The sequence below is a fragment of the Albirhodobacter sp. R86504 genome (assembly GCF_042466415.1).
Taxonomy (GTDB): Bacteria; Pseudomonadota; Alphaproteobacteria; order Rhodobacterales; family Rhodobacteraceae; genus Albirhodobacter.
In genome coordinates this window covers 1,863,891-1,876,791 of record NZ_JAXHCH010000002.1, presented here as the reverse complement: position 1 = coordinate 1,876,791, position 12,901 = coordinate 1,863,891, and the positions used below count along the sequence as shown (strand labels likewise).

General features: G+C 57.9%; 10 protein-coding genes and 1 tRNA gene. 7 read left to right on the top strand and 4 right to left on the bottom strand.

Features of this window, described 5'->3' with window-relative positions; translation table 11 throughout:
• Positions 1 to 81 precede the first annotated feature (81 nt).
• Positions 82 to 1,791 carry a methionine--tRNA ligase gene (gene metG, locus SJY32_RS10970; protein WP_376874915.1) on the bottom strand — a complete coding sequence of 570 codons (1,710 nt, stop codon included), beginning with the start codon at positions 1,789 to 1,791 and terminating at the stop codon, positions 82 to 84.
• Between the two features lie 142 nt (positions 1,792 to 1,933).
• Between metG and SJY32_RS10965 the strand changes: the two genes are divergently transcribed.
• From SJY32_RS10965 to SJY32_RS10940, 6 genes are all read left to right on the top strand, one after another.
• A tRNA-Leu gene (locus SJY32_RS10965) sits at positions 1,934 to 2,020 on the top strand.
• 129 nt (positions 2,021 to 2,149) lie between these two features.
• Positions 2,150 to 3,943, top strand: coding sequence for an ABC transporter transmembrane domain-containing protein (locus SJY32_RS10960; protein WP_376874912.1), 1,794 nt, complete (start codon positions 2,150 to 2,152; stop codon positions 3,941 to 3,943).
• A 152-nt stretch (positions 3,944 to 4,095) separates the two neighbouring features.
• A complete protein-coding gene (lysM, locus tag SJY32_RS10955; protein WP_376874910.1) occupies positions 4,096 to 4,536 on the top strand; it encodes a peptidoglycan-binding protein LysM in 441 nt (146 codons plus the stop codon).
• Positions 4,537 to 4,774: 238 nt separating this feature from the next.
• Positions 4,775 to 6,676 carry an acyl-CoA synthetase gene (locus SJY32_RS10950; RefSeq protein ID WP_376874907.1) on the top strand — a complete coding sequence of 634 codons (1,902 nt, stop codon included), beginning with the start codon at positions 4,775 to 4,777 and terminating at the stop codon, positions 6,674 to 6,676.
• Positions 6,677 to 6,837: 161 nt separating this feature from the next.
• Positions 6,838 to 7,371: a PhnA domain-containing protein gene (locus SJY32_RS10945; protein WP_376874904.1), complete on the top strand. Its 534-nt coding sequence runs from the start codon at positions 6,838 to 6,840 to the stop codon at positions 7,369 to 7,371.
• Positions 7,372 to 7,668: 297 nt separating this feature from the next.
• A complete protein-coding gene (locus tag SJY32_RS10940; protein ID WP_376874901.1) occupies positions 7,669 to 8,439 on the top strand; it encodes a putative phage abortive infection protein in 771 nt (256 codons plus the stop codon).
• Positions 8,440 to 8,500: 61 nt separating this feature from the next.
• Here the strand turns inward: SJY32_RS10940 and SJY32_RS10935 are convergent, their stop codons facing one another.
• Both SJY32_RS10935 and ettA read right to left on the bottom strand, forming a co-directional pair.
• Positions 8,501 to 9,394, bottom strand: a complete 894-nt coding sequence (locus SJY32_RS10935; RefSeq protein WP_376874898.1) for a GIY-YIG nuclease family protein — start codon at positions 9,392 to 9,394, stop codon at positions 8,501 to 8,503.
• A gap of 16 nt (positions 9,395 to 9,410) precedes the next feature.
• Complete coding sequence (gene ettA, locus SJY32_RS10930) at positions 9,411 to 11,066, bottom strand: energy-dependent translational throttle protein EttA (RefSeq protein WP_376874895.1); 1,656 nt, start codon at positions 11,064 to 11,066, stop codon at positions 9,411 to 9,413.
• 738 nt (positions 11,067 to 11,804) lie between these two features.
• On the opposite strand from ettA, the gene SJY32_RS10925 reads away from it, so the two are divergent.
• The gene (locus SJY32_RS10925) at positions 11,805 to 12,296 is read left to right on the top strand and encodes a hypothetical protein (protein WP_376874892.1); all 492 of its coding nucleotides are present in this window, start codon (positions 11,805 to 11,807) and stop codon (positions 12,294 to 12,296) included.
• Positions 12,297 to 12,520: 224 nt separating this feature from the next.
• Here the strand turns inward: SJY32_RS10925 and SJY32_RS10920 are convergent, their stop codons facing one another.
• A complete protein-coding gene (locus tag SJY32_RS10920; protein ID WP_376874890.1) occupies positions 12,521 to 12,727 on the bottom strand; it encodes a cold-shock protein in 207 nt (68 codons plus the stop codon).
• Positions 12,728 to 12,901 lie beyond the last annotated feature (174 nt).

The window sequence follows — 12,901 nt, the reverse complement described above, 5'->3', positions numbered from 1 at the left end:
ACCACTCATTGAGGGTAAGTTACAAAAAAGCCCCCGCTCAGGATATGAGCGGGGGCTTTTTTGATAACGGAATTTGGCTAATCAGTCGCGTGTTCCTGCGAAGCGGCCCTGCCATTCTTCTCGCTCTTCGTCAGAGATCTTGCGGAACAAAACCTCCGGCACAGTGAACGCATGGCCAACCGGCAGGACATTCAGCGCGGCTTCGATATCGTCAGGCCAGCTCGTATCCTCCGTCTGCATCCCCGCCAGCATCGAGGCACTCGCGTCCGGGATGAACGGGGCAGAGAGCACGGCATAGAGGCGCACGAGGTTGAGCGCGAGACGCGCCTGTGCCGCCGCCTGTGCTGGGTCTGTTTTGAAGACCGTCCAAGGCGCGGAAGATTGCAAATACTCGTTGCCCGCGACCCAAATCGCGCGCAATTCCGCGGCGGCCTTGCGAACCTCTTTCGCCTCCATGAAGGCCTCGTAGTCGCGAACGCGAGTCGTCAGTTCTGCAATCAACGCGGCTTCCTTTTCGCCCCAGTTTCCGCCCTCGGGCAAGGCCTCGCCGAATTTGGACCGAGTGAATTTCGTGATTCGGCTCACGAAATTGCCAAGCACATCCGCGAGATCCTTGTTCGCGGAGGCTTGGAAGTTATCCCATGTAAACTCGCTATCCGCAGATTCCGGCGCATGGCTTAGAAGCCACCAACGCCAATAATCCGCCGGCAGCAGCGAGAGCGCCTGATCCATAAACACGCCGCGCCCGCGCGACGTCGAGAACTGGCCCCCATCATAATTCAGGTAGTTGAATGACTTGATGTAATCGACCAATTTCCACGGCTCGTTCGAGCCAAGGATCGTGGCGGGGAAGGAGAGGGTGTGGAATGGCACGTTATCCTTACCCATGAATTGGGTGTAGGTCACGTCTTGTGCACCGCGATCGGTGCGCCACCAACGGGCCCAATCTCCGCCCGTTTTATCGGCCCATTCCTCAGTTGCGGCGATATATTCAATCGGCGCGTCGAACCAGACGTAGAAGACTTTCCCGTCCATTCCTGTCCATGGCGCGCCCTCGAATTGCGCCGGGACACCCCAGCTCAGATCTCGGGTGATGCCACGGTCTTGTAGGCCATCGCCATCGTTAAGCCATTTCTTCGCGATCGACGTCGTCAAAATCGGCCAATCGGTCTTGCTGTCGATCCAAGCCTGAAGCTTGTCGCGCATCGCGGACTGGCGCAAGAACAGATGCTTCGTGTCTCGGAGCTCCAGATCGGTCGAGCCGGAAATCGTCGAGCGCGGGTTGATCAGATCGACGGGATCGAGTTGCTTGGTGCAGTTGTCGCACTGGTCGCCTCGCGCGGAGTCAAACCCGCAGTTCGGGCAGGTCCCCTCGATATACCGGTCCGGCAGGAAACGGCCATCGAAGTTCGAGTACATCTGCTGTTCTGTCACTTCGCGAATCAAGCCTTCCTCGGCCAGACGCTTGGCAAAGGCCTGCGTCAGAACCCTGTTTTGAGGCGAGCTGGAACGGCCAAAGTGATCGAACGAGAGGCGAAAGCCTTCGGCAATTTCGGCCTGAACAGCATGCATTTGCGCGCAATAGTCATCGACAGGCTGGCCGGCTTTTGCCGCGGCGAGTTCGGCAGGCGTCCCATGCTCGTCGGTGGCGCAGATGAACATGACCTCATTGCCGCGCGCGCGCTGGAACCTCGCGAAAAGATCGGCCGGAAGCTGCGAGCCGACAAGGTTGCCCAGGTGCTTGATGCCGTTGATATAGGGGATAGCCGAGGTGATGAGATGGCGCGCCATGCGTGAGATGCCCTTTCGTCCGCTTTGGGGCGGGTTTACTTGGGAATCATCCGCCATGCCAGAGGGTTTGCCGTTACGCAGGGGACTTGCCCATTTGTGCGTCATCCGCTAGCCAGTGCCAGAGGGGCGCGCGTGCCCCCACGCGGGCGTGGCGAAATGGTAGACGCATGGGACTTAAACTCCCTCGGGCGATAAGCCCATGCCGGTTCGAGTCCGGCCGCCCGCACCAAACTTTTCCGCCTCGATCCGCCAAAACGCCTGTTGCGTGCAGATATGTCACACGCGTTCAGGGCGGGCAGGGGTTGCCCAGCTTGGCGCATCTGCCTACACCACTTGGCAAAAGCGCGAGAGGGATCAAATGGCACGCAACCCGTCAACGGCAACCGAAGATCGCCCGACTACGAAACGGATCGGCGCGCTGTCGGGCCTGATGCCATTTGTGAAACCTTACAAAATACTGGCTTTGATGGCGCTTGGGGCGCTGGTCTTGACCGCCTCGATTTCCTTGATCTTGCCGTTGGCCGTGCGCCGCGTGGTGGATGGCTTCCAGGAGGGCGCCGAACTTCTCGATCAGTATTTCGCGGCAGCATTAATGATCGCCACGCTTCTCGCGTTGGGCACGGGGCTGCGTTACTACCTCGTCACGCGGTTGGGTGAGCGCGTTGTCGCGGATATCCGCAAGGCGGTATTTGACCGCGTGACATCCATGTCGCCTGTTTTCTTTGAGCGCATCCTGACGGGTGAGATTATCTCGCGCATTACGACGGATACGACGCTGATTCTCTCGGTAATCGGATCGTCTGTATCGGTTGCGCTGCGCAATGTGCTGATCTTGATCGGCGGGCTGGTGATGCTCATGCTGACCTCGGCAAAATTGACGGGGCTGGTTCTATTGATCGTGCCTGCGGTCGTTGTTCCGATCATTGTGCTGGGCCGTCGGCTGCGCACATTGTCGCGTGAAAATCAGGATTGGATCGCGAAATCCTCTGGATCTGCCTCCGAGGCTTTATCGTCCGTGCAAACCGTTCAGGCTTTCACGCATGAAGCACAAACGCGCGCCGCTTTCTCTGACGTGACAGAGCGCGCCTACCGGTCCGCGCAGACACGGATCGGGACGCGGGCCGTCATGACGATGATCGTGATTTTCTTGGTGTTCGCGGGGGTCGTTGGCGTGTTGTGGATTGGCGCGCGGGATGTGCGTCAGGGGGTTATGACGGTCGGAGAGCTAGTTCAGTTTGTGATTTACGCGGTGATGGTTGCGGGGGGCGTCGGGGCGCTTTCCGAAATTTGGGGCGAAATACAGCGCGCAGCGGGCGCTACGGAGCGGCTGGCCGAATTGTTGACCGCGACCGATACAGTTGTTGATCCCGAACACGCGGTGCCTTTGCCGATGCCCGCAAGTGGGGCGATCCGATTTGAGAAGGTGACCTTCCATTACCCGTCGCGTCCTGAAACCTCTGCCCTCAAGCAAATCAATCTTGATATTCGGGCGGGCGAGACGGTCGCGCTGGTCGGGCCGTCTGGTGCGGGCAAGACAACCGTTATTCAACTCATCCAGCGGTTTTATGATCCCGATCTTGGGTCCGTTTCGATCGATGGCTATGATCTCAAAACGCTTGCTCGGCACGACTTCCGGCAATCGATCGCGCTTGTTCCTCAAGATCCGGTGATTTTTGCTGCGTCGGCGCGCGAGAATATCCGGTTTGGCCGTCCCAGCGCGACTGACGCCGAGGTGGACGCGGCGGCGGAGGCGGCCCACGCGCTCGATTTCTTGCAAGCTTTGCCTGAGGGGCTTGAAACTTACGTCGGCGAGCGGGGCGTGATGCTCTCTGGCGGGCAAAAGCAACGTATTGCAATTGCGCGGGCGATTTTGCGCGATGCGCCGATTTTATTACTGGATGAGGCGACTTCGGCCTTGGATGCGCAATCCGAGCGCGCGGTGCAATCCGCCGTCGACCGCCTGTCCCGCGATCGCACGACGTTGATCGTCGCGCATCGCTTGGCGACAGTCAAAAAGGCCGACCGGATCGTCGTCTTTGACGGCGGCGAGATTGTTGCCCAAGGCACCCATGACGAGTTGGTCGCGCAGGGCGGTCTTTACGCGCAATTGGCCAAATTGCAGTTCACCGAGGGCGGTGATCACGCCGCGTAAGCGGCGCAGTCACTGCGCGATGCTGCGCTCGCCATGTGGCGGAATTCCGCCACATGAGCGGGAGCTTAGCGGTTGCAACCTGATGATTAGGCTCCATACTGCCGCTCATTCACCCACGGGGCGACACGCTGCCCCCGCATGAGGAGTATGTTATGGGTCTGTTCAATTTTGTTAAAAATGCTGGTAAATCGTTGTTCGGTGGCAAAGCCGAGGCTGCGGAGCCAACGGCAGAAGCGCTGCAATCCGAACTCAAGGATCTTGGCCTTGATGCGACCGGCGTCGATTTGAAGGTCGAAGGCGGTAAGGTCGTCGTCGGCGGCAAGGCTGTTGACGCAGAAACCAAAGAGAAAATCATTCTCGCGGTTGGCAATGTCGAAGGCGTTGGCGAAGTGGAAACCACGGACGATGCGGACACGGCTGAAGCTGTTTTCCACACCGTTGAGAAGGGCGACACCTTGTCTGCCATTGCTAAAAAGACGCTTGGCGATGCGAATGCCTACCCCAAAATTTTCGAGGCGAACAAGCCGATGTTGACCCACCCCGATAAGATTTATCCGGGCCAGGTTTTGCGGATTCCGGGCGGCAAAGCCTGATCTGCAAACTGCGCGGAACAGTGTTGCCCGCGGAGCATTTCTGAAGGCGCCCTCGTCGGGGCGCCTTTTCCTTAGCGCTTTACGAGACCCTCCCTATGCTTTTGCGCAATTGACCCTGCGTCCCGAGAAGTTATGACGTGGCGTATTCAATCCGTGCAAGCCCTTGCCGGACCGAACATTACTAGCGCATGCTAGGGTTAGGCCGGATGAGGAGATGCGGTCTGAGGGAGGAATTCACATGCCGAGATTTGTCAATATTGACGATCGGAACGCGGTTGAGGCGGAAATGCCTTGGCAGGACGTCGATCGGGCCGTGACGATTTATGATTTCGTTGCACGCGCGGCGGCCCGTCATGGCGCGCGACCAGCGATCTCGTTCCAGATCACGGCGGGGATGAAAGACCCTGCAAAGACCCTGAGCTGGGACGGGTTGAAAAGACGCGTCACGCAGGCCGCGAATATGTTTCGTGCTTTGGGTATCGGGCCGAAAGATACGGTCGCTTATGTGTTGCCCAATAGCCTTGAGACGGCGGTGACGCTTCTCGGCGGGGCGACGGCGGGGATCGTAAACCCTGTTAACCCCTTGCTCGAACCCGAGCAAATCGCCGCGATCTTGCGGGAGACAGGCGCCAAAGTCGTGGTTACGCTGAAAGCCTTTCCGAAGGCGGATATCGCGCAGCGCACCGCAGCGGCCGTCGCGATGGCGCCGAACGTCCAGCATGTGGTTGAAGTTGACCTCAACACCTATCTGACGCCTCCAAAGTCCTGGATCGTGCCCCTTATCCGGCCGAAAAATCCTGTGACGCATAAAGCGCAAGTGCATGATTTCGCGGCGCTGTGTAACGCGCAGGCCTCCGATGCGCTGTCGTTCCCTGACGTGCAGGAAGACCGCGTTTGCGCCTATTTCCACACCGGCGGGACAACGGGCATGCCCAAGGTCGCCCAGCATAAATATTCCGGCATGGTGTATAACGGTTGGCTCGGCGCAAAGCTTCTGTTTGCGCAGGAAGATGTGCTGATATGTCCTTTGCCGCTGTTCCACGTTTTTGCGGCCTATCCGGTTTTGATGTCATGCATCGCATCCGGCGCTCACATGGTCATGCCGACCCCTGCTGGCTATCGCGGGGAGGGCGTATTTGATAACTTCTGGAAGCTCATCGAACGCTGGAACGTCACATTCCTGATCGCCGTGCCAACCGCGATTTCGGCATTGATGCAGCGCCCTGTGGATGCGGATGTCTCGTCGCTGCGCACGGTTATGTCCGGTTCCGCGCCCCTGCCGATGGAGCTCTACAATCGCTTCAAGGCGGCGACAGGTGTTGAGATCGCGGAGGGCTACGGCCTTACGGAGGCGACTTGCCTTGTGTCATGCAACCCGGTGGACGGTCAGAAGAAGGTTGGTTCGGTCGGGCTCCCGTTGCCGCATTGCCATGTGCGTATCTTGCGTAAAACACCCGAAGGTTTCACCGAATGCGCCGTCGATGAGGTCGGTGAAATTTGTGTCGCCAATCCCGGCGTGTTTGAAGGGTCGACCTATACCGAGGCGGACAAAAATCACGACCTCTTTGCAGAGGATCGTTTCTTGCGCACGGGGGACTTGGGGCGCCTTGATCCTGATGGCTATCTCTGGATTACGGGTCGCGCCAAAGACCTGATCATTCGCGGTGGGCATAATATTGATCCCGCGGAAATCGAGGAAGCGTTGGCCGGACACCCCGCCGTGGCCTTTGCGGGTGCGATTGGCCAACCTGACAGTTTTGCAGGGGAGCTACCGTGCGCCTATGTTGAACTTGTCGCCGGCGCAGAGGTGACGGTCGAGGAGTTGATGAGCTATGCTCGCGAGCACATTCATGAGCGCGCGGCGTTGCCTAAATATATCGAGGTGATGGACGAGCTTCCTAAAACCGCAGTGGGTAAGATCTTCAAACCCGAGCTTCGTAAAATGGCGATCCGCCGGGTGTTCTCCGATATGTTCGCCAAAAACGGATTTGACGCGCAATGCGTTGAGATCATTGAATGCAAACGCCGCGGCCTTGTTGCGCGAATATCGGCGGGGCCAGATCTGGACCGTGAAGCCCTGCGGATACGGATGGGCGAGTTTACAACCAAGTGGGAATGGGTGGATCAGCCGGAAAGCTGATCGTTGGGGCGCGCCTCGCAGGGGCGTTGCCCCTTCGCCGTTCCCTCGAATTTTTTGGCAGTTGAAACATGAAGCGCGGCGGATGACTTCGCCGCGCTTCATGTTATGAGGTAATCGCCACGGGCTGATGCGGCGCGGGCTTGATGTCGACTGGGGTTAAAATGGCTGTTTTAGATGATCTTCTTGCGCGCTCAGGTGGCGTTTGCGAATTTTGCGGGTCTGATGAGGGGTTGGAGCTCTCTGATGTGGGCGGCACGGAGGAGGCGATCCTCATCTGCGCAACGTGCCGGACTGCCGAGGCAGGCGATCCGCATTGGCGGTGCTTGGAAGGCGCGGTATGGTCAGGGGTTGAGGCAGTTCAAATCGCCGTTTGGCGCAAGCTCGGTGGGCTTGATGCGGCTTGGGCAGTCGAGGCGCGTGAGGGCATGATGCTCGAGCCGGAGGTCCTTGCGCGCGCCCAAGCTGGGCTCCCCGTTGAGGGTGTCATTCACCGAGATTCAAACGGCACTGTTCTCGCCGCCGGTGACACGGTGACACTGATTAAGGACCTGCCTGTGAAAGGGGCCGGGTTCACGGCCAAACGCGGCACGGCGGTGCGCGGCATTTCTCTCGTTGCCGAAAACGCGGGGCATATCGAGGGCCGCGTTGAAGGGCAGCGCATCGTTATCTTGACGGAATTCGTGAAGAAGCGGTGAGATCACACGACATGCGCGGGCCTGACTCCAGACCCGCGTATGCCAAATTTGATGTTTTAAAAGACGTCGAACAGATAAAGTAAGATGATGATCGGGAGAGGAATTCCGATGAGCCAGCCGATGATGCCTTTCATTGTGATCTCCTAAATCCGCAAAGGGTTTTTGCATTGGGCGAGACGCCATGCCGCGCCGCATGTCACGAGATCAACGCGCAACGGCGACCTAAGTTCCCTCCGCTCCGACGACGCTTCCATCGGCTCTCGTTCCTTGTCATTCTGCGCCAAACGGAGTGCCCCCATGAAATCCTTTCCATTCGCTTTGCTCCTGCTGTTTTCGGCCATCCTTGCGATCCTCGGCCTGAATTGGTGGTATGCCGAGCTACAGCCCGAGCGCGGGACCTTTGGCGATATGTTCGGCGCGGCAAACGCGTTGTTCTCCGGTCTCGCCTTTGCGGGGGTTGCCTACGCGATCTTGCTGCAACGTGCCGAGGTGGCAATTTCGCGCGAGGAATTGGAACGTTCGCGTGCGATCCAGATGGAACAAGAGCGCCTGACGCAGATCCAGCAAGACGGATTGAACCGGCAGATGTTCGAGAACACGTTTTTCAAATTGCTCGATCTCTTTGTGCATCTGGTTGAGGATCTGGATATCCGCACGCAGGAAGGGCGAGTGATCAAGGGCGCGGATGTGTTCGAGGAGATTATGAGGGAGCTCACCGCACGGCTTGAGGATGAAGACGGAGCCGAGCCGATGGCGCTCTATGCGGAAATTGCGGCGCGATATAAGCCCGACTTGGGGCATTATTTCCGGACTTTGGTGAATATGCTGCGGTTTGTGGACAGTGCCGCAATTGCACAAAGCGCGGATGTGCGCCTTTACACCAACCTGATCCGTGCGCAAATCACCGACCCCGAGGCGACAATGCTCGTGCTGCACGGCCTAAATGAGCGCGGCGCGAGCCTGAAGCCGCTGCTGGAGGATTACGCCCTCCTCAAAAACGCTGATTTAGACGGCGCGCTGGAGGGGTTGAAGGGAATGTACCGCGAAGGGGCGTTTGATCAGGCGTGAGGGGCGCTGCCCCTCTTGGCCTGCGGCCAATTCACCCCGGGATATTTGCGAAAGGTTGAAGCTAGGAGGCGGAGATTTTCGCATCCTGCCATGCGGCGTATGTCGTTGTCTGGCCCTCGACTAGCCAGTCGGTGCGGCCATTTCGGCTGGTTCCGAAAAGGAACACTGCGGCGGCGCTTGGGCTTGAGAAGCTGATATCTTGCAACAGGCGGAAGGTTGAGGCGTCAATCTTCACGGCGCGTTCGCTCTCCAAGGCCTGATCGCGGAGTAATTTGAGTTTGTCGTTGAAGGAGGGTGCGGTGTTGAGGCTGCCTGTCGATCCAGCCAGCACAACGAATTCGCCGTCGATCTCAACCGCGTGGGCGTTGATCCCTTTCGTGTGATGTCTCACTATGAAAGTGACTTGGGCTTGTTCTGGGGCTGTCGGGGCAGAATGGGATACTTGCGGTTTGCGTAAAAATTCCACGCCGATGACGGGGAGGATGAGTTGCAATTCCTCCAAAAAACTTTCCATGTCGGAGATGTCGGCTTCCGGCAGGCGGTCAAAACTTGGCTCGGTCTTGTTGCGAAGGTCGCATTTGCGTGCGTCTTTGAGGAGCGAAATCAGTCGCCCTTCGAGGTATTTCACATGCGCCTTTGTGAGGTTCATGTCTTTGCTGGTGACGGCGACGAAGCGATCCCAGTAGTCTTTGTCTTCGGAGATAGCGTGCGATCGCAGGCGGGCAGAGATATCATCGCCTTCGCCAATATAAACGGCGGGGAGATCCCCGCCGGATGAGTCGCCATACAGGATATAGACCCCGGTGCGTTTGAGTTCGTCGCGTTTTAGGGCGGCGTCAAGGCGCGTGCGGGGCGCGGCGAGGGTGTGGCCGGTCCAGTTCACAATTTCTGCCGTGAGGATGCCCGTTGCGGAACCCTCGGCCAGATAGAGACGAACAGACCGACCTTTACCCAAGACTATTCCCCTTAGTTCAGCGCGTGAACTTCTTATGCTTCACACGTTTCGGCTGGGCGGCGTCGATGCCCAGACGGCGGATTTTGTCGGCCTCGTATTCCTCGAAGTTGCCTTCAAAGAATTCGACATGCGCCTCGCCTTCAAACGCCAGAATATGGGTACACAACCGGTCAAGGAAGAAGCGATCGTGCGAGATGATGACGGCGCAGCCGGCAAAATCTTCAATCGCCGCTTCCAGCGCTTGCAGGGTTTCCACGTCCAGATCGTTGGTAGGTTCATCGAGCAGCAAGACGTTGCCGCCGGATTTCAGCAGCTTCGCCATGTGAACACGGTTGCGCTCCCCGCCCGACAGCAGGCCAACCTTCTTCTGCTGATCCGCGCCTTTGAAGTTGAACGCGCCGCAATAGGCGCGCGAATTCACTTGCGCATCGCCCAGCTCGATCATCTCTGCGCCGCCCGAAATCTCTTCCCAGACGTTTGCATCCGGCGCCAAAGCGTCGCGCGACTGATCCACAAACGCGAGTTTCACCGTGTCACCGAGCGTGACCGAACCTTCGTCCGGCGTCTCATCCCCGACGATCATCCGGAACAAAGTTGATTTCCCTGCGCCGTTGGGGCCGATGATGCCCATGATCGCACCCGGCGGGATCGAGAACGACAGGTTCTCGATCAGCAGCTTGTCGCCCATCGCTTTCTTGAGGTTCTCGACCTCGATCACCTTGCCACCCAGACGCGGGCCGTTCGGAATGATGATCTGCGCTTTGCCGACGCGCTCTTTAACGCCCTCGTCAGCCAGCTTCTCATAGGCAGAGATACGCGCCTTGGATTTCGCCTGACGGGCTTTCGCACCGGCGCGGATCCACTCGAGTTCCTTCTCAAGCACTTTCTGCTTGGATTTGTCTTCGCGGGCTTCCTGCTCCATGCGCTTGGCTTTTTGTTCAAGCCACGAGGAGTAGTTGCCTTCATAGGGGATGCCGCGGCCGCGTTCCAATTCCAAGATCCACGAGGTGATCTCGTCGAGGAAGTAACGGTCGTGCGTGACGCAAAGGATGGTGCCTTTGTAGTCAATCAAGTGCTGCTGCAACCATGCGATCGTCTCGGCGTCCAAGTGGTTGGTCGGTTCGTCGAGGAGCAGCATGTCGGGGGCTTCGAGCAAAAGCTTGCAAAGCGCGACGCGGCGGCGTTCACCGCCCGACAGGTTCGCGACATTCGCATCATCAGGCGGGCAGCGCAGGGCCTCCAGCGCGATATCCACTTGGCTGTCGATGTCCCAAAGGTTCTCGGCGTCGATCTCGTCTTGCAACTGCGCCATCTCGTCGGCTGTCTCATCCGAGTAGTTCATCGCGAGTTCGTTGTAGCGCTCGAGCTTTGCGGTTTTGGCCGCTACACCTTCCATGACGTTCTCACGCACGGTTTTGGTGTCGTCGAGATGCGGTTCTTGCGCGAGGTAGCCGACTTTCGCGCCTTTCGCGGCCCAAGCTTCGCCTTGGAAGTCCTTATCCATGCCGGCCATGATCTTCAGCAGGGTCGATTTACCCGCGCCGTTGACGCCGACGACACCGATCTTAACGCCGGGGAGGAAGTTGAGCTTAATGTTCTCGAAACATTTCTTGCCACCGGGATAGGTCTTCGAGACACCATCCATGTGGTAGACATACTGATAGGACGCCATGGGGATACCTCATGCAGGAAAGGGAATGTTGGCGTCTATGTAGGGGAAATGACGTTGAGAGGGAAGGGGGAAGGCGTCGCCTGTGCGGGTGACGGCGGGTGCCGCGGGTTCTTCGCTGGGGCACGCGTTTGGGGGTTCCGTCGAGGCATTGGTATAGGGCGCTGATCGAGGATTGACGCGCATCAATATCTGCGCGAGCGTCATAGAGCGCCCAAGCGGGCATTTCTGTGCTCCGCGCGCAGGGGAAGATCGCGTCTCGAGATCGCGATACGTGTCCTTGGAGAGAATCAAGTTCGGTTTCGCCGTCTGAAGTGAGTCGGTTTCTTCCCCGGTTGGTCCGAGAGACCCGCGAAAAAATCCCCAGATGACGCGATTTTCCGGCCCCATGAACAAGGCCCATTAGACATATACGTAGCGAGTTACACGTTCCGTTACACTGCTCACGCGAACGTCATAATCCGTTCACAAACATCTGAATGCCTAAAATTAGTTCAACGGGATTTACGCCTGTTTTGACCGAATATCAGATTTCGCCGTATTCATATAAGTGCCTGACAATAAACAATTATTGCACCTATGCGGGGTGAATTTTTGTTTTTCAACCCCGCACCAGCGCACAATGAGGGGGCCATTTATGAGGCTAGCCTCTCGCATCGCACAGGCCTAAATCCTCCTCATCACCAAGCGACACCGGCAAACGCCACGGCTTGGGACCATATAAACCTTAGGAGACTACCAATGCGTACCACTTTGACCCTCGCTGCTATCCTTCTCGCTGGCGCTGCAAATGCTGCTTCCGTAAATGCTGGCCAAGCACAGCTCGCAGCACAGCTCGGCGTTAGCCCAACCGAATACACCTTGTCGGAACTCACCAAGCTGAAAACCGACCGTGAAGAAGACGGCTACGCCCTCAACCGCAATGCTCCTGGCCTCGTAGATACCTCGGTTTCGGGCGGCTACAACGCTGGTAAAGAGCAGCTTGCAGCACAGCTTGGCGTGAATTCGGCTGACTACACTTTGGCTCAGCTCACCCAGATCAAATCTGAGCGTCAAGAAGATGGCTTCGGTCTCATCGACCAGAACTACAAAGCCGATTTCGGTTCGTCGGACACCGGTTCGAACAACGCAGGTAAAGCACAGCTTGCAGCACAGCTTCGCGTGAACCCGAACGACTACACCTTGACCGAACTGACCGCGATCGCAGCAGATCGTCGCGGCTCGGACAGCTAATCTAATCGCTTAGCGATACGTCTTTACGACCTCCCTGAGACTGAGGCGGCCCGGCAACGGGTCGCCTCTTTTTTGCGTATCAAGAGGGGCGCATCGCGTGACAGTGGATTCATCGCCGCAGTACGCCAAATAAAAAAGGCGGCCCCGAGGGACCGCCTTCTGTTCAACCTGAAGCGGAAAGCACTATGGCCTCCCCAACGGTCAGAACAAACCTTACGCTTCGCTTATGCGAGTGCGAGGTTCGTTGCCGACTCGCGGCCGTCACGGCCTGCTTCGAGATCGTAAGTCACGGCTTGGCCGTCGTTGAGCTGGCGGATGCCTGCGCGCTCAACAGCCGAGATGTGAACGAAGATGTCTTTGCCGCCGGTTTCCGGTGCAATGAAGCCGAAACCTTTGGTGGTGTTGAACCATTTCACGGTGCCCTTAGCCATCGTGTAGTCTCCTTTTAATATGCTGCCTGCACTATTGCAGCAGCCCGGCTCAGTCACGTCGAAATCGAAAACTGAAGCCAAGAGGAGACAGATCGTCGAAATGTAGCGGTTAGCTCGCTCTATATGGCGCAAATCGACTCTGAAATCAAGCCCCTGTCGGGGGGACGTAGACGG

Bases quoted from the DNA above. Each gene is read 5' to 3' on its own strand.
- metG (WP_376874915.1), bottom strand. From the start codon at position 1,791: ATGGCGCGCCATCTCATCACCTCGGCTATCCCCTATATCAACGGCATC.
- SJY32_RS10960 (WP_376874912.1), top strand. From the start codon at position 2,150: ATGGCACGCAACCCGTCAACGGCAACCGAAGATCGCCCGACTACGAAA.
- lysM (WP_376874910.1), top strand. From the start codon at position 4,096: ATGGGTCTGTTCAATTTTGTTAAAAATGCTGGTAAATCGTTGTTCGGT.
- SJY32_RS10950 (WP_376874907.1), top strand. From the start codon at position 4,775: ATGCCGAGATTTGTCAATATTGACGATCGGAACGCGGTTGAGGCGGAA.
- SJY32_RS10945 (WP_376874904.1), top strand. From the start codon at position 6,838: ATGGCTGTTTTAGATGATCTTCTTGCGCGCTCAGGTGGCGTTTGCGAA.
- SJY32_RS10940 (WP_376874901.1), top strand. From the start codon at position 7,669: ATGAAATCCTTTCCATTCGCTTTGCTCCTGCTGTTTTCGGCCATCCTT.
- ettA (WP_376874895.1), bottom strand. From the start codon at position 11,066: ATGGCGTCCTATCAGTATGTCTACCACATGGATGGTGTCTCGAAGACC.
- SJY32_RS10925 (WP_376874892.1), top strand. From the start codon at position 11,805: ATGCGTACCACTTTGACCCTCGCTGCTATCCTTCTCGCTGGCGCTGCA.
- SJY32_RS10920 (WP_376874890.1), bottom strand. From the start codon at position 12,727: ATGGCTAAGGGCACCGTGAAATGGTTCAACACCACCAAAGGTTTCGGC.